The following is a 22,734-nucleotide window of genomic DNA, read 5'->3' as shown; positions in this document are numbered from 1 at the left end:
CCTCAGACGGCGGTGAGTACGGCGGGCTCCTGCGCGGCGGCGGCCTGCCGTGCCGCCTCCCGTTCCAGGTGCAGGTGGTCGATCCGCAGCAGGTCCTGGTTCATCGCCTGCGGCGCGATCTGGATGAACTGGCCGGCGTCCTCGAAGACGATGCCCAGTTCGCGCCACCGTCGCAGCAGCGCCGCCACGGCCGGCTCGGGACTGCCCAGGCGGCGGGCCAGCGCGGCGACGGTGTGCGGCTGGTCGAGCTGCCGGAAGGCGGCGACCTCGGTCGGGTCGGTGAGGCGCAGGACGTGCCAGTCGAAGTGGCGGCGGCGGCTGACCAGCACGATCTCTTCGCCGAGGTCGTGGTGGGTGAGCCGGCTGTGGGCGTATTCGTGCTGCCACTCGGTCACCGCCCGTTCCAGCCGGCCGGCGGTCTCCTCGTCGATGCCCTGTGGCGGTACGTCGAACAGGTATGCCAGGTCCATCAGCTCGGACTCGGGCAGGTCGTAGATCAGCCGGTACTGGGCGGCCGGGCGCAGGTCGGTGAAGCCGAGTTCGGGCTTGACGAAGAACGGGCTGAACCGTTCGATGGCGATGCGGGTGCTGCCGTCGGCGGGGCACAGGTGGTGCAGGGCCGGCATCTGCGCGATGACGGACAGGTAGTCGTCGTCGGTCTCGCCGGGGAATCCGTAGAGGTAGTTCCAGGCGATGGTGATCCCGCTGGTCTCCGCGTCGCGCAGCATCCGGATGTTGAGGCAGCCGGTGACGCCCTTGTCCATGAGTTTGAGCACCCGGCTGTTCAGGTTCTCGATTCCGGGTTGCACGCTCACCAGGCCGGCGTCGGCGAGGGCCTGCACCTGGGCGCCCTTCATGTTGGATTTGATCTCGTACTGGAGCCGCAGGTCGTAGCCGGACTCGGCGAGCCGGGGCAGCAGCGAGGTCACGTACGACATGTCGAGGATGTTGTCGACGACGAACATGTCCAGGACCTGGTGCCGCTCGGCCAGCCCGATGATCTCGTCGTAGAAGCGGCCCGGGTGCTTGCTGCGGAACTGCATGAACGATCCGTTCAGGCCGCAGAACGTGCAGTGGTGTTTCTCGCCCCACCAGCAGCCCCGGGCGCCCTCGACGACGAGCCGGGGTTCGACCCAGTGCCGGGCCCGGGAGGCGGCCAGCCGCTCGAAGTAGCCGGCGTAGTCGGGGGCGACGATCTCGGCCGGCGGCAGCGGCGTGCTGCTCATCCTGTTGGCGACGTGCCGACCACCGGGGCCGGGCCAGCACAGGCCCTCGATGCCGGCGAGCGCGGCGGCCGGGTCCTCGCCCGGCCGGCCCGGGTCACCGGCGGACGGCCGCTCGGCGTCGAGCGCGGCGAGCAGCCGGGGGAACGCCGTCTCGCCCTCGCCGCGGACCACGTAGTCGATGAAGGCGAAGTTGCGGTGGATGGCCGCACCCTGCTCGCCGTCGCAGTTGGCGCCGCCCATCACCGTACGGATGCCGGGGGCCAGCCGCTTGACCGCCTTGGCGGTGGCGAGGGCCGCGGTGTTCTGCTGGAAGGTCGAGGTGAAACCGACCACGTCCGGGGCCCGGTCGACGATCCGGGCCGCGAGTTCGGCGACGAATTCGGGGGCCATCCGGTGCAGGTCGAGGTTGAGGGTCAGTTCCCGTTCGGTCATCTGGCCCTGGACCCGGCTGGTGAACTCCGCCACCCGCCATTGCGGATCGTCGTAGAGCGCCGACGAGAAGACCCAGTCGCCGCAGCCGGCGAAATAGGTGAACAGCGAATAGTAGTAGTAGTCGCTCAGTCCGAACTCGGTCCGGTCGACCACCCAGTCGACAAAATCGAGGTTGGCGTGGAGAACCTCGACCTCAGCATCCGGCAGCTTCTGGCGGACACTGTTGGTGAGAATTCCCAGCGCCAGTGAAGGGACGTCGATAGAAGTCCATGGCATGTTGACCAGCAGAATCCGCACGTAACCTCTCCTCTCGTTTTCCGCCAGGGCCGGATGACCGGATACGGGGTGGGGACGCCACGCTGACGCGGACGGCGCCGGCCCGGCGGCCCGCACCCCGTACGGTCGGGCCTAGAACTTGATCTTGACCGTGACCGTGACCTGGACGTTCGAGCTCCGGAGCTGGTCGCGGTTGCCGTTGATCGGGTCGTTCTCGACAACGTTCTTGCGCATGTCGTTCACCTCCTTCTCCGCCTCGCCGGGACCGGGCCGCGTGTGGGTCAGCCCGCCGGTCGCGCCATGGCGAGCGCGACCGGCGTGCCCTCCTCCCGCACGCCGTCGAAGTGGCGCTGCATGAACAGCAGCACCGTCTGCATCAGCGCCAGGTGGCTGTGCGCGTCGAAGTCCTCGTGTCCGGCCTGCCGGCGGACCACCTGGTGGGGGATCCGTCGGGCGGCCAGCAGCCGCGCGTACGCCTCGACCGGCGCCGGCGGGCAGCGCACGTCGCCGGTGGAGACGGCGAGCAGGACCGGGGCCCGGACCTGCTCGACGTAGGTGATCGGCGAGGCGCGGGCGTAGCGTTCCGGCACCTGCTCCGGGGTGCCGCCGAACAGCAGGACGTCCAGCTCCCGGACGGCCGGAGCGGCCGCCTCGAACGCGGCGACGTAGTCGGCCACCGGGCTGATCGCCACCCCGAGACGCCACAGTTCGGGCTGTCGGCCCAGCGCGAGCAGGGTCAGGTAGCCGCCCCACGACGTACCCCACAGGGCGGTCCGGCGGTCCTCGATGGCGCCCTGCGCGATCAGGTGGGCGCGGACCGCGGCGAGGTCTTCCAGTTGGGTGAGGCCGACCCCGGCACCGAAGTCGTTGCGCCAGGCCGAGCCGTAGCCGCTGGAACCCCGGTAGTTGACCCGGACCACCGTGCAGCCGGTGCTGACCAGGATCTCGACCAGCGGGTCGTAGGCGTCCCGGGCGTGCTGGAAGGGTCCGCCGTGGACCAGGAAGACGGCCGGGCGGGGTCGCTCCCGGTCGGTGGGGGTGGCCACCAGCGCGTGGACGGGACCGCCCGGACCGGGAACCCAGATCTCGTCGCGGTGGCAGTCGGTGGTCACCGACTCGTCCGGTGCGCCCGGGGCGTCCGGTCCGGTCGGCCCGTACGGCAGCTCGACGCCGCGCACGGAACGCAGTTGCGGCGGGGTGACCGAGTCGCTCCAGATGTACGCGACGTCGCCGTCGGGCCAGACCGCCGCGTCGAGGATGCTGCCGGGCGGGGTGTCGACCATGGTCCGGGTCTGCCCGTCGAGGTCCACCTCGTGCAGCAGGCTGCGGGCGTGCCGGTCCTGCCGGACCAGGATCCGCCGCCCGTCCGGGAACCAGCCGGCGGTGATCTCGGTGTCGAACCGGCACCAGTCGTGCCGGACCAGTCCACCCCGCTCGGTCCAGGTCGCGGGGAGGTAGCCACCCCGGTCCTCGACGACGAGCAGCAGGCGGGCCGGGCCACCGCCCGGCGCGAAGCCGAGGGCCCACACCCGCCGGTCGGGCCGGCCGGCGATCTCGGCCACCCGCGCACCGTCCACGGTCAGCACGGTCACCGCGGTGGCGGCGGACGCGTCGGCGCCGACCGCGACCAGCCGACCGGCCGGATCCAGGTCGACCAGGTACGCGTACCCGGCGACCCGGGCGCGTTCGGTGACCTGGCCGTCCGCGGTGCGCATGCGCAGCACGAGCCCGTCGTCGCCGGAGAGCCCGACCATCGCACCGCCGTCGGCGGCCATCGCGATTCCGCCGTGCCGGGCGGGATCCACGGTGGGCAGCGCCGCGACGGACCGGTCGGGCCGGTCGAAGTCGCAGATGCGCCAGGTGCCGACGCCGGCGAGGTCGTCGTCGAACCACCACACGGTGTTCCCGCCCGGGTCGAGGGCCGCGCGGATGGTGCCGGTCGGCCGGTCGGTGATCTGCCGCGCCCGCCCGGCCCGGCGGTCCCAGGCCAGGATCTCGCAACGGCCGTCGACGTCGCCGACGTAGACGGCCCGGTGCGGGGCATGCTCGGCCAGCACCGGCAGCGCCGGATAGAAGAGCCGGAAACCACGACTCATCCGCGGACCTCCTCGGTCGCCGGGGTGACGATGCCGGCCCGGCCGGCATCCTGGTCGGTGCCGTCGGTGCCGTCGGTGCCGTCGGTGCTGTCGGTGCCGGTCGGGCCGGCGCGCTGCGGGTCGTCGTCCGGCCCGGTGCCGTCCGGGGCGCCGAGCCGGCGCAGGTTGGCGGTGGTGTACGCGGCCAGCACCGCCAGCGCGGCGGCGAAGACCAGTGCGACCACGGTCGGGCTCTGCCAGGCCACCAGTACGCCGGCCAGCAACGGCGCCGGCGTCTGAAGCACCTCGCCCACGGTCCCCATCACGGTCGCCACGCGGCCCTGCATCGCGTCGGGGGTCAGCTCGATCGCCCGAGACTGGAAGATGACCCCGAGCAGCGGGCTGAGCAGGAAGACGAGTCCGAACAGCAGTCCGTAGGTCCAGGTCTGGCGGGCCTGGGACATCACGACGACCAGTGCGACCATGGCCCACGAGGCGAACACGACGACCGTCATCGGACGGACCCGGCTGAAGACGAGCGGGGCGCCCAGCGCGCCGACCAGCCCGCCCACGCTGGCGAGGGTGAGCAGCAGGCCGATCGAGGCGGCGGGGGCGCCCTGCCGGCCGGCGGTGAGGATGGCGTGGTAGATGAGCGCGCCGAAGACGAAGTTGATCCCGGCCGCCCAGATGGTCACGAAGCGCAGCACCGGCTGCCGCCAGACGAACCGCAGTCCGGCCCGCAGGTCGGTCAGGAACGACGTGCGTTCCTGACGGTCGGGGTGAGGTCGGTGCGGATGGCGGCCACGAGACCGGCGGCGACCACATAGGACACGACGTCGACCAGGAACGGCACCCAGCGCCCGAGCTGATAGAGGGCGCCGCCCAGGACCGGGCCGGCGATCTGCGCCGCGTGGTTGCGCGCCTCGAGGCGGGCCAGGGCCTTCTTGTCGTCGGCCGGGAGCACCCGACGGATGGCGCCGGCACCGGCCGACTCGTAGCCGGCCTGCGCGACGCCCTCGACGAACGCGGCACCGGCCAGCAGGGCCAGCGTCGGCACCCCGGCCGCGACGGCGACCAGGACCACGGCCATCGCGGCGGCGGCGAGCAGCAACGCGCCGACCATCAGCCGTTTGCGGGGCAGCCGGTCGGCGAGCACTCCGGCCACCGGTGCCGTGACGAGGCGGCCGGCGAGCGCCAGCGCCCCGACCAGGCCGGCCGCCGCCGGCGAGCCGGTCACCGCGAGGGTGACCAGGGGAAAAACGATTCCGGATGCCTGGGACCCGATCTGGTCGACGGCTCCGGCAATCCAATAGAGCCGGAAGTCGCGGGCCCGGCGGGCATTTTCTTCCGTTTTCACGGTTCGTTCGGGGTGAACTGTCATAACAAGGACCGCATTGATCGCATGGAAATCCAAATCAATGAACGGAAGCGTGTCGGCCGAGCGGATGCTGAATACCGAAAATGCTGAACAGCGAAACGAGATACTGACTCTTCGCCAAAACCGACCTTCCCCGAAAGGTCGTGGCCAGAAGGCTAACAGCCTTCACTTCGGAAGGCAAGGATGCAAATACGTCGAGTTACCACAGGCAATGATTGAGCAACTTGCGACCGTCTGTCTGAATTCGACGGTATGGCCGCACCCATCCTGATGCCGCACGCCCATCCGGCTATTCAATTCATGATTTGCCGGCCTTTCAAAGTGACAACACTGCTTTGACGGCTAATACGACACATTGCCCCGTATCACTCTCCGCGATCACCGCCCACCGGGGCGCCGGCGCGCCGAGAGCCGGGCGGCTGCCGATCACGCGTCCGACCTGAACCTGAAAATCCTTGCATGGCTCGCAAGAGCTTGCGGGGCACAGCTCAACAACATAGCAATATCGACGCTCATTGTGAACCTCTAGTGTCGACGATGCTGGCCTGGTAACTTCCTGGAAACCTTGCAAGGTCTTGCAGACTCAGTCGAACACTGACTGGAGACTGCCTGCAACACGGCAGCAGTGATGCGCAGCTCCGGTCCATGGCGTGCCCGTTGCTTGCGACATCCGCAAGAAGTTTCCACAGACCGCGCCGGCCGAGCCAGCGCGGTGGGTCAGGAGTTCCCCATGAGACCACGCACAGCAAGGCTTCGCAGGCGGTGGGGCGGCCTCGCTCTCGCCACCGCGCTCGCGGCCGGTCTGCTCCCCCTCGACGGCGCCGCGGCGGCGAACAGCGTCACCGTCTACTACCAACCCCCGTCCGCATGGAACGCGACGGTCAACATCCACTACGCCCGGACGGCGGCTCCTGGACCGCCGTACCGGGCGTCGCGATGGAACCGGCCTGCACCGGCTGGCGAAAGAAGACCATCGCCCTCGGCACCGCCACCGGCCTCCAGGTCGTGTTCAACAACGGTTCCGGGGTCTGGGACAACAACAGCGGTCGCGACTACCGGCTCGGCACCGGCGACGTACGGGTGTCCGGCGGCACGGTCGGCGCGGGCGACCCGTGCACCCCGACGCCGGAACCGACCGGCACCACGGCCGAGGTCTACTACCACACCGGCACCCGGGGCTGGACGGCTGCGAACATCCACTACCAGCCGACCGGCGGCAGCTGGACGAGCGTGCCGGGCGTGGCGATGGCGGCCGCCTGCACCGGCTGGGCGAAGAAGGTCGTCTCCCTCGGCACCGCCACCGGCCTGCGGGCGGCGTTCAACAACAACGCCGGCCAGTGGGACAACAACAACGGTGCCGACTACACCCTCGCCACCGGCCGCAGCACCGTACGGGCGGGCGTGATCACCCCGAACGCGGCCGACCCGTGTGGACCGCCACCACCGCCGGACACCGAGCCGCCGTCGGTCCCGTCCGGCGTCACCGCGACCGCGAGCGGGCTCAGCATCACCGTCGCCTGGTCGGCGTCGACCGACAACCGGGGCGTGACCGGCTACGAGATCACCCGTACCGGCGGACCGGAGGGCACGACCAACCTCACCGCGACCACGACCAGCCACGTCGACAACCGGCTGACCCCGAACACCCGGTACACGTACACGGTCCGGGCCCGCGACGCCGCCGGGAACCGGTCGGCGGCGAGCGCGGCGGCGTCGGCGACCACCGGCAACGCTCCCCCGGCGCCGACCAACGGTTCGCCGCTCGGCGGCGACCCGCGCGAGGACACCATCTACTTCGTGATGACCGCCCGGTTCTTCGACGGCGACGAGTCGAACAACCGGGGCGGCAGCCAGCACGTACGGTCCGGCAACGCCGCGAACGACGACCCGATGTTCCGGGGCGACTTCCAGGGGCTGATCGACAAGCTCGACTACATCAAGGGACTCGGCTTCTCCGCGATCTGGATCACCCCGGTGGTGCTGAACCGCTCGGACTACGACTTCCACGGCTACCACGGCTGGGACTTCTACCGGGTCGACCCGCGCCTGGAGACGCCCGGCGCCAGCTACCAGGATCTGATCAACAAGGCCCACGCCAAGGGCATCAAGATCTTCCAGGACGTGGTCTACAACCACAGCTCACGCTGGGGCGCCAAGGACCTCTTCACCCCCACGGTGTACGGCGTACGCGACGAGCAGTGGAAGTGGATGTACAGCGAGAAGCAGACCGGCCGGGAGTACGACCCGATGGTCGAGCACCAGGGGAACGACCCGGCGCTGACGCCGGCGCAGAACGCGCTGGCCAAGGGACGGCCGTACAACGGCGACGTCTGGTCGACCACCGCCCCGGCCGGCAACCAGTGCCTCAACTGGGGGGTCCGCAACGGCACCAGCCCCGAGGGCTACGCGCTCTACAACTGCCAGTGGCCGTCGCCCACCAACAAACTCTTCCCCGCCGACCTCTACCACCAGTGCTGGATCGGCAACTGGGAGGGCGAGGACTCGCGCAGCTGCTGGTTGCACGAGGACCTGGCCGACTTCAACACCGAGAACGCGACCGTCCAGCAATACCTGATCGACGCCTACAACCGCTACATCGACATGGGCGTCGACGGCTTCCGGATCGACACCGCCGTACACATCCCGCGGGTCACCTGGAACCGGCGCTTCCTGCCCGCCCTCCAGCAGCACGCGGTGGCGAAGCACGGCGAGAAGGGCAAGGACTTCTACGTCTTCGGCGAGGTCGCCGCGTTCGTCAACGACAAGTGGAACCGGGGCTCGGTCAACCACTCCGCCCAGTTCTTCACCTGGAAGGAGCGCAAGGAGTACAGCCCGGACGACGTACGCGCCGCCATCGAGCAGTACGACCACGAGCAGCTGCTCGGCACCGGCGGCCAGCCGACCAGCGACAACGCCTTCCTGCGCGGCAACAGCTATCACACCCCGGACCACTCGAGGTTCTCCGGCATGAATGTCATCGACATGCGGATGCACATGAACTTCGGTGACGCCGGCAACGCCTTCTGGAACGGCAAGGACTCCGACGACAGCTACAACGACGCCACCTACAACGTCGTGTACGTCGACAGCCACGACTACGGCCCGAACAAGTCGTCGGTCCGCTACACCGGCGGCACCGCCGCCTGGGCGGAGAACATGAGTCTGATGTGGACGTTCCGGGGCATCCCGACGCTCTACTACGGCTCGGAGATCGAGTTCCAGAAGGGTGCCCGGATCGACTGCGGCCCCACCTGCCCGCTGGCCACCACCGGGCGGGCGTACTTCGGCGACCACATCGAGGGCACCGTCACCGCGCCCGACTTCGGGGTGGTCACCGGCGCCACCGGCCCGGTCGCGGCGACGCTGGACAAACCGCTGGTCAAGCACGTCCAGCGGCTCAACCAGATCCGCCGGGCGATCCCGGCCCTGCAGAAGGGCCAGTACTCCACCGAGGGGATCAGCGGCGGAATGGCGTACAAGCGCCGCTACACCGGCGGCGGGGTGGATAGCTTCGTGCTGGTCACCGTCTCCGGCAACGCCACCTTCACCGGCATCCCCAACGGCACCTACACCGACGCGGTCACCGGTGACCGCCGTACCGTCACCAACGGCACCCTGACCGCGAACGTCAGCGGCCAGGGCAACCTGCGGGCGTACGTGCTCGACCTGCCCGGCAACCCGGCCCCCGGCAAGGTCGGCGACACCGGACCGTACCTGAGGTAGACCGGCACCCGGCCGGTGCGACGCGGCGTCGCACCGGCCGGACCGCTTCACTGGCTGAGTTCGGCGACCTCTTCGGCGGTCAGGCGGCCACGGGAGCCGGCCGCCGTCCGGGCCTGCGCGCCGCCCGCCGCCGGCGGGTTCGGCGGCCGGCGCCAGTGCCAGTCGGAGACCGCCTGGTACGCCGCGACGACCGACAGCAGCCGGTCCTCGGCGTACGGCAGGCCGCCGAGGATGGTGCCGATCGGTACCCCGGCGGCGGTGAAGCCGATCGGGAAGCCGATCTCCGGCAGGCCGATCGCGTCGAACGGCGTCGGGCTGGTCTGCACCACCACGTCGCACTTGCCGAAGATCTGGTCGAGGACCCGCTCCAGCAGCACCAGCTTGGCCCGCTGCCCGGTGATGAAGGCGTTCGCGCCGAGCATCGCGCCCTGGAGCCAGCCGGTCAGCGAGACGCCGAAGCCCTTCAGGTCGGTCCGCAGGTACGGCATGAACGGCTCGCTGCGTTCGGGCAGCCGTACGTTGTTGAACGCGCTGCCGGTCAGCAGGTCCCAGTCGTCGGGGTACGGGACGTCGACCAGGGTGGCGTCGGGGATCTCGGCCAGCGCGGCCAGGAACGCCTGCCGGGCCCGCGCGGTCTCCGACGTCCCGTCGGCGTATCCGGGCAGCACGCCGATCCGGGTCTTCCAGCGCATCCGCAGCCGGTTGCCCTCGTACCGCGGGGTGGCCGCGTTGATCAGGTTCGGCACCGGCGGCAGGCCCTCGCTGCGCGGGTCGGCCGGGTCCTCGCCGGCCATCGCCATCAGCATGATGGCGGCGTCCTTGGCGTCGCGGGCCAGCGGTCCGGGGTGGTCGCGGGTGTAGCTGAGCGGGATGATGCCGGCCAGCGACACCCGGCCCATGGTCGGCTTGAGGCCGGTCAGGTTCTGCGCGTTCGACGGCGCGGTGATCGAGCCGCCGGTCTGGGTGCCGGTGCCGGCGGTGGCGAGCCGGCCGGCGACGGCGGTGGCGGTGCCGGTCGACGAGCCACCGGGGTTGGTGGCCGGGTTCGTCGGCGTCCAGGCGTTGACCGTGGTGATCTCGCCGTTGGGGGTGGTGGCGCGGGTGGTGGCCAGCGGCCCCATCTGGGTCTTGCCGAGCACGATGCCGCCCTGGGCGACGAGCTTGGCGACCGACGTCGCGTCGTACGGCGGCACGAAGTCCTTGAACAGGTAGGAGTTCGCGGTGGTCGGTACGCCCTCGGTGAAGTAGTTGTCCTTGATCGCCAGCGGGATGCCGTGCAGCGGGCCGCGGTGCGGCCGGTTGGCGAGCTGCTTCGCCGCCTTGACCGCCTGTTCGGCGAGGACCAGGTTGAACGCCTGGTACGTCGGCTCGTACGCGGCGATCCGGTCGAGGTACGCCTTGACCAGCTCTTCCGGGGTGATCTTCTTCTGCCGGATCATCCAGGCCGCCTCGGAGACCGTCCACTCCGTGGGCTCGGACATGGTGTCCGCGCGCGGCTTGTTGTACGCGGCCGGCTTGTCCAGTTCGGGGTTGAACCTCGCGGCGGCCGGGCCGCTGGCCGGGCCGGGTGCCGCGACCGCGACGCCGGCCAGGCCGGGCAGCACGACCGTGCCGGCCGTGGCGGCGGCCAGCGCCGCCGAGCGGGCCAGGAAGGCGCGGCGGTCGATCGTACGGTCGAGGGGCTGCTGGTCCAGCGCGTTGTCTGTCGTCACGACGTCCGCCATTCGGTGCTGATCGACGGGTAGAGCATCGGCGCGGGCTGCTGGGAGAGCGCCATCGCGAGCGCCGGATCGGTGGTGCCGGGGGTGGGCAGCTGGTACTCGGCGAGGGCCGGGACGGTGCTGCGCATGAACGAGCGCAGCGAGGCGAGGACCGAGTCCCGGCCGGGGCTTCCGGTGACCGGGTCGGCGGCGGTGCCGGCGGGAAGCTGGTCGAGGTCTATGCCGAGTGAGGCGAGGTGGGCACGGATGAACGTGTTCAGCTCGTCGTCGGTCGGAGGGGTCGGGGCCATGGAACCTCCTGCTTGCGAAGGGATGGCCACAATCTCTGGCCGGTTCGTGTCCGGCGTGTGTCCCGACGATCACGTGATCATGAAACTGTCAGGCCCTGACCTGCGAATACGCACAACCAGGCCGGCACGGACCCGGCGACGGAAGACACCGGATCGGCCGAGGCCGATACTCCGACCGGTGGCGCCGGTCAGGCCGATCGGTGGCCCGAAGGCGGCCCTCGGCCGGGCGTCACGGCCGGAGGCCCGGCCCCGCCCGCCCACCCGGTCTGTCGAGAGTGGAGTCACCGCCGACGTCCCGACGCCGGCCCGCCCCTACGCTGGGTCAGCCGATCCCGCCTCCCAGTGACGGAGGATCCATGCCCAAGCCGCTCGTCCGGCGCCTCGCCACCACCCTCGTCCTACTTCTCGCCACCGTCGCGCTGACCCCCGGCACCGCCCACGCCGACGTCGGCTGGAGCTGGTACAACCCGTGGTATCCGTGGATGGCGCAGTGCGTACAGACGAACCAGGTGGCCGGCCTGACCTACGAGTTCGACTGGGACACCAGCCGCAGCCCGGCCGCCTGCGACATCCAGTTCGGCGGCGACCCGGTGACGCTGAACTGGTACTACTCCGAGCGGAACGGAACGGTCCAGTTGGGATCGGGCTCGGTCGCCGGACTGTCGTTCACGCTCACCGTGCCACGCGTCGCCGACTATTCGGTCAACATCGAGGCGTGCGACGTCCACGGGTCCTGCCGTCCCATCCTGGGCCTGTTGGAACTCTACGAATGGGAGCCGAACGAGCCGCCGGTGGCAGCCGTGACCGTCAACGTCACCCAGGGCGGCTCCCCGCTGCGGGTGGAGTTCGACGCCTCCGGATCGTACGACCCCGAGGGCGGCCGGTTGCGCTATCAGTGGATCTTCGGCGACGAGGCCGGTGGCGAGGGCTCGTACACCAACCGCGCCACGATCGGGCACTCCTACCGCAACCCCGGCCGCTACACGCCCACCCTGCTGATCCTCGACGACTACGGCAACGTGACCGTCTGGAGCGGGCCGACGATCCACGTGGTCGACCGCTACACCGTCACCGTCCGGGCCTGGATCCCGCACGACGAGGTCGTCGACCCGGAGAACCCTGTCGACGGCCAGGCGGTGAACCTGCGCCAGTACTGCCCGAACCGGCCGTTCCGCCAGGCGTACCTCACCTCCCGGTTCGCCGGCGACGACCACCAAGCGTACCAGGAAAGCGTGCGCGGCCAGGTGGCGATGGTGTTCGACTGGGACGGCACGGCCATCCAGCGGGTCGGTGACCCGGTGGTCAAGAGGCCGAGCACCACCCGCGTCGCCGAGTACACCGACCTCGACGGCCGGACCGTCACCTGCCGGCAGTCCGCCACCGCCGAACCGGTCACCAGCGCGACCGTCACGGCCGACAACGCGCTGCGGATCTCCCTGTCGACGAAGAACCCCCTGACACCGCCGGAACTCACCCCGCCCATCGACGCCATCCTCACCGCGGCGTTCGACGGCACCGACCTGTCGGTCACGTACACCACCGACCTGTTCCCGAGCTACGGCTTCGAGGTGAAGAAGAATTCGCTGATCCTCGGCCAGCACCTGACCCACGACGCGTCCTGCGTCCCGGCGCTCGGCGTCACCGGCGCCGCACAACTCGGAATCCGGCTCAACGCCGTCGAACTCGGATCACCACGGGTCACCCACCACACCATCGACACCACCTCGCGCAACCGGCACAACACCGCCCAGCCCTGCTTCGCCTGAAGGTCCCGGCCGGTCCGCCCCGCCCCGACGTACGGGTGGGGCGGACCGGCTGGTTGACTGCGGCCCATGAGCGAAGCGGGAGCCCCGGTCGGCGCCACCCCGGCGGCCGGCATGTGGATCACCACGGTGCCGATGGAGGACGCCGTGGGCCTCAACATCGTGCTCGGCATCGACATCCAGGGTGGACCGGGCGAGCGGATCGTCTCCGCGCTGCTCGGCTACGGGCACGAGGGCGAGGAGGGCGTGTTCTACCTGCTCCCCGACGATCTGTTGGCGCGCTGCGAACGGGTCGGCGACCGGGTCTCGGTCCGGCTGCTGGCCTGGCCGACGGTGATCGAACGGACCCTGCGGTCGCGCGACGACGAGTTGGCCGCGACGGCGGCCGGGCTGCCCCCGACGAGATCGGGGACGGCCGCGTCACGCTGCTGCGCCGCGAGATCCGGACCGACACCGACTTCCTCGTCGGTGTCGGTTTCGAGGACATGCCGCCGGTCCTGATCATCGACCACGTCGGACCGGCGACCCTGCCCGACCTGTTCGCCTCCTTCGCGGACGGCGAGGCCGGGATCGCGGTCGTCAACCCCGGCTGACCGTCCGCCGGCCGGCTACGGCGCGCAGCAGTCCCGTTCCACCCCGGCCAGCGGCGAGGTACGCAGGATGCGTACCTGACCGAGGTCGCCGCCGAGCGGGTCGGCGAAGTCGCCGTTCGGCTCGGGCAGCAACTCGACCGCGAGCGCGCTGATCGGCGCCCCGGGCGGCAGTCCGGCCAGTTGCAGGGCCGCCCGCACCTCGGCACCGGTCCAGCGGGTCTCCCCCTCGACGACCAGCGGGACGGTGTCGGTCCGCCGCCTCCGGGGCGGATGCATCCGGCGCAGGTCGATCTGGACGTTGCGGCTCGTGCTGCCGTCGGCCTGCACCACCCGGGCGTACAGCACGGTCCACAGTTCGGTGTTGGGCGGGTGTGGCAGCACCCGCCGTAGTCCGAGGTACGGGGCGGCGTACGGGGCCCGGGTCCGCACCGCCCCGTCCGGTTCGGCGACGACCGAGCACACCAGTTCGGGCGCGGGGTGCTGGACGCCGTCGAGGACGAGCGGCTCACCGAACCGGCCCTGCGCGGTCGACCAGAGCGGGTCGGCCGCCGGACCCCGGTCGTGGCCGACCCGGATCTCGTACGTGTAGAAGGCGAACAGCTCCGGTGAGTTCGGGTCGGTGTTCGGCGGCAGCGGCACCAGGAAGTGCCGGTCGCTGTCGGCGCTTGGTTCGAGCCGTTGCATGGTGGCCAGGCCGGCGAGGTCCTGCACCTGGCCGGGGGTGACCACCCGGACGGGTTCGGGGTCGAGCGGGACGCCTTCGACGACGACCGGATCGGCGACCGGCTCGACGCCGGGCAGCAGCATCGGGTCGGGGGTGCCGGTCAGCGGCCGGACGAAGTAGGCGTCCCGGGGGTCGGCGACCGGCTCGGCGAACTCCAGCCAGAGCCGCCGTACGCGAGGGGTGGTGCTGGCGTACCCGGGGTCGTGGCCGTAGGGGGTGAGCGCGATGCCCGCGGCGACGACCCGGGGCGCCTGTCGGGGCGGGGTGACGACCGGCAGCAGGGTTTCGACGGTCTGGTCGACGGTGCCGCCGTCCTCGAAGAGCAGCCGGGCCCGGTAGGTGACGGCCATCTCGTACGGCAGCCCGTCGGGGGCCGGCCGGGGCGGCAGCGCGTCGATGAACAGCAGCCGGACCGACGAGCGGTCGGGCCGGTTCGCCGCCTGCACGCTGACCGTGTGCATCAACTCGATGGCGCCGACGTCGGTCGTCTCGGTGGCCGCGCCGGGCGCGTCGGGCAGGTCGACGGTCCGGGTCACGACCAGGGTCGGTGATCCGCTGCCGCGCCACGTCCAGTCCCGGTCGAGCACGACCTGGACGGCGTTGATCCACTGGTCGGCGAGTTCGGTGGGTTCGCCGAACTCGAGGCTGGAGGCGTCGGGGGCGGCGTGGTGGGTGAGTCCGGCGCAGCCGAAGGCGATCCGGTCACCGGGCGGCCCGGTGAGCAGCGGGCCGTCGGCGACCAGGTCGAGCGCGCCGGCGAGCCGGCCGAGCAGGGCGGGGGTCGGCCGGTTCTGGGCGACCACCGGCCGGGCCGGGGCCCGGTCACCGACCGGGTCGGGGCGCAGGAACACCGACCGCAGTTGGTCTGCCGGCGGCAGCGGGCGCAGCGGGTCGGTCTCGGTGGCGGTCGCGTGCAGGTCGATGATCTCCGGCGGTCCGGTCCGGGCCCGCTGGCTGCCGAAGTAGCCGGGGTCGTCCGGGCCGAGGGCGCGTACCCGTAGTCGGACGTCGCGGCCGGTCACCAGGGTGACCGGCCCGTCGACGGTGCCGTGTTGCGCGGTGACGTCGACGGCCCGGTAGTCGGCGGCGTCGGTCCAGGACAGGGCCAGGTCGAGCGGCTCGGCCGGGTCGTCGGGGAAGGCTCGGGTGGTGGTGTACCAGTCGACGAAGCCCTGGTCGTCGGCGAGCGGGTGGAACGTGGGCGTCCGGAGCAGCACCTCGATCCGGAGGAGGGCGGCGTCCGGGTCGGGGATCGTCGGGGGTTTCGCGGTGCCGGACGGTGCGGTGTCGTTGGCGGCGATCTGGGCGAGCAGGTCGGCGCGGGCGGCGGGGCCGGCGGCGAAGACGGCCTCGGGATAGCCGAGCCGTGGTCGCCGGATCCGGACGGCCGGCAGGGCGCCGTCCGGTGGCGCGGTCACCTGGTCGACCTCGACCATGCCGGGCGCCCGGAATCGTCTCATGTGGATGGTCGCGGTGGGTGACTCCCCGTCCCGCGTCGCGGCGCTGTCGACGTCCGGTCCGCCGCCGGTGGTGTCGGCGAGCCGGACCCGGAACTCGTAGCGGTTGCCGTACCGGAGTTCGACGGCGTCGGCACCGACCGGGGTGGCGGGTTCCGGGCGGCCCGGTGGCACCTCCATCAGCCGCTGCTCGTCGACGGTGTCGACGACGAGCGAACCACCGCGCCAGCTGGCGAACCAGGCCGGCAGCCAGATCTGGCCGCTGTGCGCGGCCGGCGCCACCTCGGTCCAGCGTTCCTCGACGCCGGAACCCAGGTCGACACCGATGTCGAGCGGGGCCTTGACCGTGGACAGCGAGGTCCAGGTGGTGCCGCCGGCGGGGCGTACGTCGACGCGGTAGCCGAGGATGCCGCGCGGGGCGAGGACCGGGTCCTCGCCGTCGGGCGGCGCGCCGAGTGCCCGGTTCTGGCCCTCGAGGATGTCCTCGTCGTCCCAGGCGAGCTGGATGCCCTCGTCGCGGGCGATGGGCGCGCCGGTGCCGTCCTCGTCGAGCGGGTCGGCGCTGACCGGCTGCCGGGCGTGCACGACCTTCGCGTGGCCGTCGTCGAACCGGATCGCCTCGACGAACACCTTGTCGAAGTTGCCGAGGGCGGCGGCCGCCGTCGCGTCGTCGGAGACCGGGAAGACGACCGGGGTGAAGACCGGCCGTTCGGCGTCGGAAAGGTCCGGTACCCGGGTCGCGAACGGGCGCGGTACGACGTGGCCGGAGTAGTCGGCGGCCGGGGCGAGTTCGGCCCAGAGCCAGCCGCCGCCGGCCAGCCGGGGCGCGGCGTCGAGCGGCACGTCGAGGTCGACGACGAGGCCGAGCGCCTCGGCGAGCCGGGGCAGGCGCAGGGCGTACGCGAGGGCCTCGCCCCAGCCGACGACCATCGGCGGCGGGGCCGGCTCGGGCTCGGGCGGGCAGTTCATCAGGCAGTGGTAGGAGTCGTCGACCACGGCCAGCGAGGTGCGGGGCCGGACGAACGGGAAGGACCGCCGGTAGCTCGCCGGCAGGTACTTGCGTACCTGGCGGGTAAGGTCGCGGCCCTGCGGCGCGAACGTGTCGGCGGCGGGCGAGTCGGGGATGTCGAGGGCGTCCTGGATGGCGGTGAAGATGGTCCGGGAATGCGGGTTGCCGATCGTCCCGGTGGCCGGCAGCACCGCCGTCTGGTCGATCAGGGTGCGCTGCGGCAGCGTGCCGGCGGCGTCGCTGACGTGGACGGTGAAGGCCCATTTCGCGTCGGCGAACGCGGGGACCGCCGGCGGCGCGGCGAGCAGCGGCGTGAGCGGGTTGCCGGTCGGAGCGACGAGAAGCCGGATCGAGAGGGTACGGGAGCCGGGGTTCCACCGCTGGAGGTACGGCACGAGGGTGAGTCTGGGTGGGGTGGCCATCGCTAGCTCCCTAGCTCGGCGGTCTCGGTGACCTGGTAGGTGGCGCTGATCGACAGGAACAGGAAGATGTCGACCTGGATCTTCACCGATCCGCTGTAGTCGCACTTGGTGATGCCGGCATCGGAGTAGACCAGGCCCTTGAGTTCGGCCCTGATCTTGACCTTGACGACTTTGAGGTCGACGCCGGCCTCCATCGCGACGAGGCCGCCGTACTTCGTCGTGTCCGCGATCGCGTCGTAGACCAGGACGAACCCGATGCCGAGGAAGGCGTACGCCTTGAACGGGCCGATCGTGCCCTCGACGCCGATGCCGACGAACGCGGTCAGTTCGAGCTGTTCGCTGCCGATCACGCCGTTCACCGACGAGAGGCTGAAGCTGACCTTGCCGCTGACGGTCAGGAACGCGGCGGCGACCCCGACGGAGAACAGCGGAACCTTGCCCTCCAGTTCGGCGCCGAACGCCACCGACGCCTTGGCGCCGCCGGTCGCCAGGTCGACGCCGGCGCTCTGGGTTATCGACAGGGTCAGCTTCACGCCGCTGCCGGCCGGAAAGACGGCGGTGGTCGGCGGGATGGTCTGCCCGTACCGGACGTTGACCTTGATTTCGTGCTTGGCGTTGCTGGCCCCCAGGTCGACCGGGCCCTGGCTGCCCCGGGCGCCGAAGGTCGGGATGTAGCGCAGGATCTCCTCGATCTCCGGCAGGAGCAGGGAGACCAGTTCGGCGATCTGCGGCCGGCGGTCGGAGCCGCCGACGACGTGCCACTGCGAGCCGGTCAGCCCGGCCAGCCCGGAGATGTCGCTCCAGATCCGCAGCCCGGTGAAGTCGACGTCCCACCGGTCGAAGCCCAACTCCAGCCGCAGCGTCGCGCGGTCGTAGAAGAGGCTCGACCCGTGGCCGGGGGTGCCGGAGAGCCGCAGCGGGGTCGGGTGGTTGACGACCTCGACCGGCGCGGAGAGGGCGAGTTCGCCGGTCGGCCCGACGTCGAGGTGCGGGCCGGCGGGCAACTCGATCGTGTTGGCCGGCGGCGGGAACGCCCCCTTTGACGTCGACCGGGCCAGGATGTCGGCGATCGCCGGCCGTACGCCGGCCTCGATCCGGGCGGTCCCGGCGGCCGGCACCGACGGCCGGGGAAACAGGAACGCGTGCGTCGGGGTGCTCTGCAGCAGGGCGTAGTCGTTGGCCGGGGCCGCCGGGGTGAGCAGGTCGGCGGCGTCGGCGAACCGGTACGGGCCGGGCACGCCGGCCAGTGGCGGTTCGGGGTGGAGCGAGTCGTCGGCCGGGTAGGCGATCGGGTAGCGGCGGACGACCGGGACGCCCCGGCTGTCGGCGACCGGGACCGCCTCGCCGCCGCCGGGTGGCACGGCGGCCACCGGCCGGGTGACCACCGACCAGGCCCCGGTCGTCGGCAGTTTCGGTACGCCACGCACCGTGGCGACGAAGAGCGGGTCGGTGCCGGCCATGGCCAGGCCGACCTCGACCCGCTGGGCCCGGAACGGCAGCCCGCTGCCGCCGAGGTCGAGCCAGGTGTCGACCGGCCCGCCGATCGGGCCCTGCGTCTCGATCAGTGCCCGCAGCGCGTCGGCGCCGGCGGGTTCGCCGCTCGGCGCGGTCTGGAGATAGCCGAGAACGCCCCGGGCCGGGCTCCGGCCGGCGCGCCCGTCGAGGGCCACGTCGGCGTCGAAGTAGTACGGGACGAACCGGTCGGTGCCGTGCACGAACTCCGCGCCGGGCGCGGGCCGGATCGTGCGTACGTCGAACAGGCCCCGGAACAGCCCGGCGTCGAACCCGTACGGCGCCACCAGGATGTTTCTGGCGGCGTCGGCGTAGCGGTAGTCGAACAGGCCGGGGGTGAACGCCTGCCAGCCGCTGTCCCGCCGGATCACGCCACCGCCGGGGCGGCGCTCGATCGTCACCGACCGGGTGACCCGGATCCCCCACGGGTGCAGCACGCTGTTGACCTTGACCACCTCGAGGGCGGTCCGGCCGAGCAGGACCCGGAACTGCACCTTGGCCGCCGCGCTGAACGCGGCGAACGGGTCGTTCCAGTCGCTGAAGTTCGAACCGCCGTAGCCGGACAGGTCGATCCGGGTGACCGGGACCCGTGGCCGGTCGGCCATGTCGTCGTTGAAGACCTTCTCGACGCTGCCTCCCGATCCGCCGGTCGCGCCGAGCACGGACAGGCCGAGCGGTCCGCCGGACGCGAGGTCGACACCGTTGAGCAACTGCCGCATCCGGCCGGCGAACGTCGGCGAGACGCCACCGCCGTCCGGCCGGCCCCCCTCGGCCAGCGCGGTGATCTGGATGCCGCCCCGCGCCGTCACCTCCGGGAACTCCGGCCGGGTCAGCCCGTAGCGGTCGGCCCGCCGGTCCGGAGTCTCCAGCGGCTGCAACCGGATCGCGGCGATCAGGCCGAACGGGAAGGTGGTGCGGACCACGACCGTCTCGCCGTCGCGGTGGGCCTCGACCGTGCCGTGCAGGGCGTCCTCGGGAATGACCGGCATCAGCCGCTGCGAGCGGGCGCCGACCTGGGTGGCGCCGCCGTCACCGGCCGCGGCCAGCGGGGTCGGGAACCAGCCCAGCGTCACGAGGTCCTGGTCCTCGTCCAGGGTGCGGACCGGCTCCCACTGGTGCTGGGGCAGCGCGACCACCCGCATCCGGCCGACCTCGGAGTGCACGGCGAGGCCGTCCACCGCGAAGACGCCGGCCGGTACGGGCCCGTCGGACCCGTCGCCGACCGCCACGCCGAGCAGGTCCTGGTTGGTCGACACGTCAAGCAGCGTCAGGCCCGGGGCGGGGCCGAGGAACTCGGTCAGGTAGCGGTCGACGATCGCGATGCTCCGCTCGTCCTCCCGCCGCGCCTTCTCGACCCGCTCCCCACGGCCGCGCTCCTCGGCCGTCCGGGCCACCTTCCGGGCGGCGGTGCCCGCCCGGTCGAAGGTGAGCGTGCCCTGCTCGACCTGGGTCAGGCCGACGTCCGGGGCGCCGTCGGAAGCCGGCACCGGCCGTGACCCGCCCGGCGACGCCGCCCGCCCGCCCACGGCGAGGTTCCCGGCGAGCAGTCCGGCGAACGACACCGCCACGCTCTCCGGCGCCGTCCAGGTGACCCGGCACAGCAGCGGGGTACGGGGCTCCCGCCCGATCCGCGGCCGGTGCACGAACCCGTTCGAGACGTACGGGTCGGGCAGGATCGGCGTCCACGCGTACGCCTGGTGGAGGAGTTGCGCGGTGCCGGCGTCGATCCGGCGGGCGTCGACCAGGGTGCCGTCGACGATGACGAGCGTGGGCGCGGTGGTCCACACCAGCGCGTTGCGCAGCGCGAACTGGTGGACGGCCGGACTTCCGGCGACGGTGGCGCCGAGCCGGGCGGTGACCGTGCCGGCCGCGTGGCGCAGCAGCAGCACGGACCGGCCGGTCGGGGTGGCGACCGGACGCCCGTCGCTGGTGACGGGACGGTCGACGGCCAGGTCGGCGTGCCCGGTCACCATGAGCTGTTCGCCGTCGGCGGCGTGGCGCCGGTGGTGGAACAGGAACGCGTCGTCGTACCGCTGTCGCCAGGGCAGCCGCTGCCCGCCGCCGTCGGTGATCGCCCACAGGTCGAATTCGTGGGTGACGGGTCCGGGCAGCGGCGCGACCTGCTCGGCGAAGACGGTGACGCCGGTGCCGGCCACGGTGAGCCACGCGTCGTCGAGTTCGTGCGGCCGGGGATCGGGCCCGTACCAGCGGGCGGTCAGGCCGTGCGCCCGCAGGCACCAGTGCGCCGCGACGGCGGCCGCGCCGAGGATCGCCGGGTCGGGCGCGACCACGACCGGCAGCCCCAGGCCGGCGCCGGTGATCCGGCCGGTGCCGGCGTACCGGACCAGTTCGGTGTCGGCCGCCGCCGGGTCGAGGGTGCGCGGATCGACGTCGTACTCCAGCACGAGCGTCCACAGTGGCTCAAGGAAGGTCCGGGCGCCGGTCGGGCCCGGCAGGTCGAACACCCGGCCCCAGACCTCGGCCCGGCCGGCGGTCCCCTCGACCCGGCCGCTGCCGGAGCGGAACCAGAGCGTCAACGCCTCCGGAAGCACGGGGCCGCCGGCCGCCGGGTCGTCGGGTTCCGGTTCGAGCCGTACGGAGCCCTCCAGCGGCGTGCCGAACTCGACGACGTCGCCGGTGACCGTCGCGGCGCCGGCGAGCCGCAGCGCGCCGGCGCGCACCCGCACCCCGACGTAAGCGTCGGCGGGCAGCGCGGCGTCGAGCAGGTCGCCTCGGACCCAGACGGTGCCCGGCCCGACGTCGACGGTCGTGGTGCGCGGCGTGACCACCGGCGGTCCGGCGGCCGTCAGCACCAGGGCCGGTGCGGCGACCCCGCCGGCCCGAACCTCCAGCCGGTTCGCCGCGGCGAAGACGTCGAACCAGGTGGCGACGCCGACCCGGTTCCGGTACGGGCCGAGCCGCCGGGCGGGCGCCAGCCCGGACAGGGCGTCCGCCGGCCGGCCGGCGAGGAGCATCTGGTGTTCGTCGCGCCGGTGGGCCACCAGCGCGTCCGCGGGGATGCCCGCGAACCGGTCGTCGTCGATGTCTGCGGTGAGCTGGGTGAAGGCGTCGCTGGCTACGCGGCGTCCACGCTGCGGATCGGACACGCGGGCCTCCTCGGGCCGGGCGGCCGAGGCGGCGGACCTGGAACGGAATCGTCTACGACGGCCTACACCCCATCGTCGGTACCGGCACGCCGGGCGTCAGTCCGATCGTGGACAGTCACGGGGAGTAGGCATGATCCCCGTTCAGGTCGTCTCCCGGGGCGTGTGCCGGCCCGGGGTGTAGCCGTACTCCCGGGCGAAGGCGGTGATGAAGGACGACGGGCTGGCGTACCCGACCCGGTGCGCGACCTCGGTCACCGGATGTGTCTCCAGCAGCACCCGCGAGGCGAGCAGGCGCAGCCGGGTCCGCCACCGTGAGTACGGCATGCCGAACTCGCGTTCGAAGTCGCGTTGCAGGGTCTTGACGCTGATGTGCAGCCGGTCGGCCCACTCGTCGAGACGGGTCGGATCGCCGGGGTCGTGCGAGATCGCCCGGGCGACCGTCATCGCGAACCCGGGGCCGCCGGCCGGACCGGCGGAGGGCTCGGCGGCCGGGGCGCCGAGCCCCACCATGATGCGGGCCCGGGCGGCGAGCGCGGCGTCCTCGGCGTATCCCTTGCGGGCGATGGTCGGCAGCAGCCGGGCCGCCTCGTCGCCGATGGCGGCGGCGCCCGCGCGCAGGTCGGCCAGGGCCGGCGGCACCTGGCGCAGGCAGACCCGGTATACCGTCTGCTGGTCGGCCGCCCGCACCTCGTGGGTGACGGCCCGGTGCACCCAGAACACCTCCCCGCCGCCGACGAACCCGGTCCGCGTCCCGTGGCGGGTGGCGAGCACGCCGGTGGGTGACCAGTAGAACTGGTGCAGAAAGTCCTGCCGGCTCTCGCCGAAGTCCAGCAGGGCCCCCGAGCGGTACTTGAGGATCAGGATCCCGTCGGGTCGGCCCAGGCCGTACCCGTACTCCTCGCAACTGTGCGGGTCGGCGCCGACCGGGTCCTGCACGGTCACCGACTGACCTCCACTCGACATTGCGTGACCTCCCGTCGACATCGCAAGATCGGAGCTAAGGCTAACCTTAGTTACGCTCCGGCG

At 72.0% G+C, this 22,734-nt stretch carries 12 protein-coding genes; 3 read left to right on the top strand and 9 right to left on the bottom strand.

Annotated elements, in window-relative coordinates:
• Positions 1–2: 2 nt before the first annotated feature.
• The 4 genes from Prubr_RS18195 to Prubr_RS18180 form a co-directional block, all read right to left on the bottom strand.
• Positions 3–1,955 carry a RiPP maturation radical SAM C-methyltransferase gene (locus Prubr_RS18195; RefSeq protein WP_212826991.1) on the bottom strand — a complete coding sequence of 651 codons (1,953 nt, stop codon included), beginning with the start codon at positions 1,953–1,955 and terminating at the stop codon, positions 3–5.
• Positions 1,956–2,215: 260 nt separating this feature from the next.
• The gene (locus Prubr_RS18190) at positions 2,216–4,030 is read right to left on the bottom strand and encodes a S9 family peptidase (protein WP_212826989.1); all 1,815 of its coding nucleotides are present in this window, start codon (positions 4,028–4,030) and stop codon (positions 2,216–2,218) included.
• Positions 4,027–4,704: an MFS transporter gene (locus Prubr_RS18185; protein WP_212826987.1), complete on the bottom strand. Its 678-nt coding sequence runs from the start codon at positions 4,702–4,704 to the stop codon at positions 4,027–4,029. The genes Prubr_RS18190 and Prubr_RS18185 overlap by 4 nt, the downstream gene beginning before the upstream one ends.
• A 53-nt stretch (positions 4,705–4,757) precedes the next feature.
• On the bottom strand, positions 4,758–5,366 hold the full coding sequence (locus Prubr_RS18180; protein ID WP_212826985.1) for an MFS transporter: 609 nt from the start codon (positions 5,364–5,366) through the stop codon (positions 4,758–4,760).
• An 888-nt stretch (positions 5,367–6,254) separates the two neighbouring features.
• Between Prubr_RS18180 and Prubr_RS18175 the strand changes: the two genes are divergently transcribed.
• Positions 6,255–9,110, top strand: coding sequence for a carbohydrate binding domain-containing protein (locus Prubr_RS18175; RefSeq protein ID WP_246568799.1), 2,856 nt, complete (start codon positions 6,255–6,257; stop codon positions 9,108–9,110).
• A 47-nt stretch (positions 9,111–9,157) separates the two neighbouring features.
• Here the strand turns inward: Prubr_RS18175 and Prubr_RS18170 are convergent, their stop codons facing one another.
• Together Prubr_RS18170 and Prubr_RS18165 are read right to left on the bottom strand one after the other, a co-directional pair.
• Positions 9,158–10,822, bottom strand: coding sequence for an amidase (locus Prubr_RS18170; protein WP_246568797.1), 1,665 nt, complete (start codon positions 10,820–10,822; stop codon positions 9,158–9,160).
• Entirely contained in the window at positions 10,819–11,121 is a 303-nt protein-coding gene (locus tag Prubr_RS18165; RefSeq protein ID WP_212826981.1) for a hypothetical protein, read from the bottom strand. The genes Prubr_RS18170 and Prubr_RS18165 overlap by 4 nt, the downstream gene beginning before the upstream one ends.
• A gap of 356 nt (positions 11,122–11,477) precedes the next feature.
• Here Prubr_RS18165 and Prubr_RS18160 point away from each other — a divergent pair, with 356 nt between their 5' ends.
• Both Prubr_RS18160 and Prubr_RS18155 read left to right on the top strand, forming a co-directional pair.
• The gene (locus tag Prubr_RS18160; RefSeq protein ID WP_212826979.1) at positions 11,478–12,887 is read left to right on the top strand and encodes a PKD domain-containing protein; all 1,410 of its coding nucleotides are present in this window, start codon (positions 11,478–11,480) and stop codon (positions 12,885–12,887) included.
• 66 nt (positions 12,888–12,953) lie between these two features.
• A complete protein-coding gene (locus tag Prubr_RS18155; protein ID WP_212826977.1) occupies positions 12,954–13,385 on the top strand; it encodes a hypothetical protein in 432 nt (143 codons plus the stop codon).
• A gap of 107 nt (positions 13,386–13,492) precedes the next feature.
• On the opposite strand, the gene Prubr_RS18150 is transcribed toward Prubr_RS18155, so the two are convergent.
• From Prubr_RS18150 to Prubr_RS37700, 3 genes are all read right to left on the bottom strand, one after another.
• The gene (locus tag Prubr_RS18150; RefSeq protein WP_212826974.1) at positions 13,493–17,089 is read right to left on the bottom strand and encodes a hypothetical protein; all 3,597 of its coding nucleotides are present in this window, start codon (positions 17,087–17,089) and stop codon (positions 13,493–13,495) included.
• A 2-nt stretch (positions 17,090–17,091) separates the two neighbouring features.
• Positions 17,092–21,708, bottom strand: coding sequence for a hypothetical protein (locus tag Prubr_RS18145; RefSeq protein ID WP_212826972.1), 4,617 nt, complete (start codon positions 21,706–21,708; stop codon positions 17,092–17,094).
• 141 nt (positions 21,709–21,849) lie between these two features.
• Complete coding sequence (locus tag Prubr_RS37700; RefSeq protein WP_281425930.1) at positions 21,850–22,650, bottom strand: helix-turn-helix transcriptional regulator; 801 nt, start codon at positions 22,648–22,650, stop codon at positions 21,850–21,852.
• Positions 22,651–22,734: the final 84 nt, after the last annotated feature.

It is taken from the genome of Polymorphospora rubra (assembly GCF_018324255.1).
GTDB classification, from domain to species: domain Bacteria; phylum Actinomycetota; class Actinomycetes; order Mycobacteriales; family Micromonosporaceae; genus Polymorphospora; species Polymorphospora rubra.
Note: the sequence above shows the minus strand (reverse complement) of the source record. Positions and strands in the feature narration are given on the sequence as shown.

What these genes read in the sequence shown, in the direction of transcription:
- Prubr_RS18175 (WP_246568799.1), top strand. Translation starts at nt 6,255, where the DNA reads ATGGAACGCGACGGTCAACATCCACTACGCCCGGACGGCGGCTCCTGG.
- Prubr_RS18155 (WP_212826977.1), top strand. Translation starts at nt 12,954, where the DNA reads ATGAGCGAAGCGGGAGCCCCGGTCGGCGCCACCCCGGCGGCCGGCATG.
- Prubr_RS18165 (WP_212826981.1), bottom strand. Translation starts at nt 11,121, where the DNA reads ATGGCCCCGACCCCTCCGACCGACGACGAGCTGAACACGTTCATCCGT.
- Prubr_RS18160 (WP_212826979.1), top strand. Translation starts at nt 11,478, where the DNA reads ATGCCCAAGCCGCTCGTCCGGCGCCTCGCCACCACCCTCGTCCTACTT.
- Prubr_RS18190 (WP_212826989.1), bottom strand. Translation starts at nt 4,030, where the DNA reads ATGAGTCGTGGTTTCCGGCTCTTCTATCCGGCGCTGCCGGTGCTGGCC.
- Prubr_RS18150 (WP_212826974.1), bottom strand. Translation starts at nt 17,089, where the DNA reads ATGGCCACCCCACCCAGACTCACCCTCGTGCCGTACCTCCAGCGGTGG.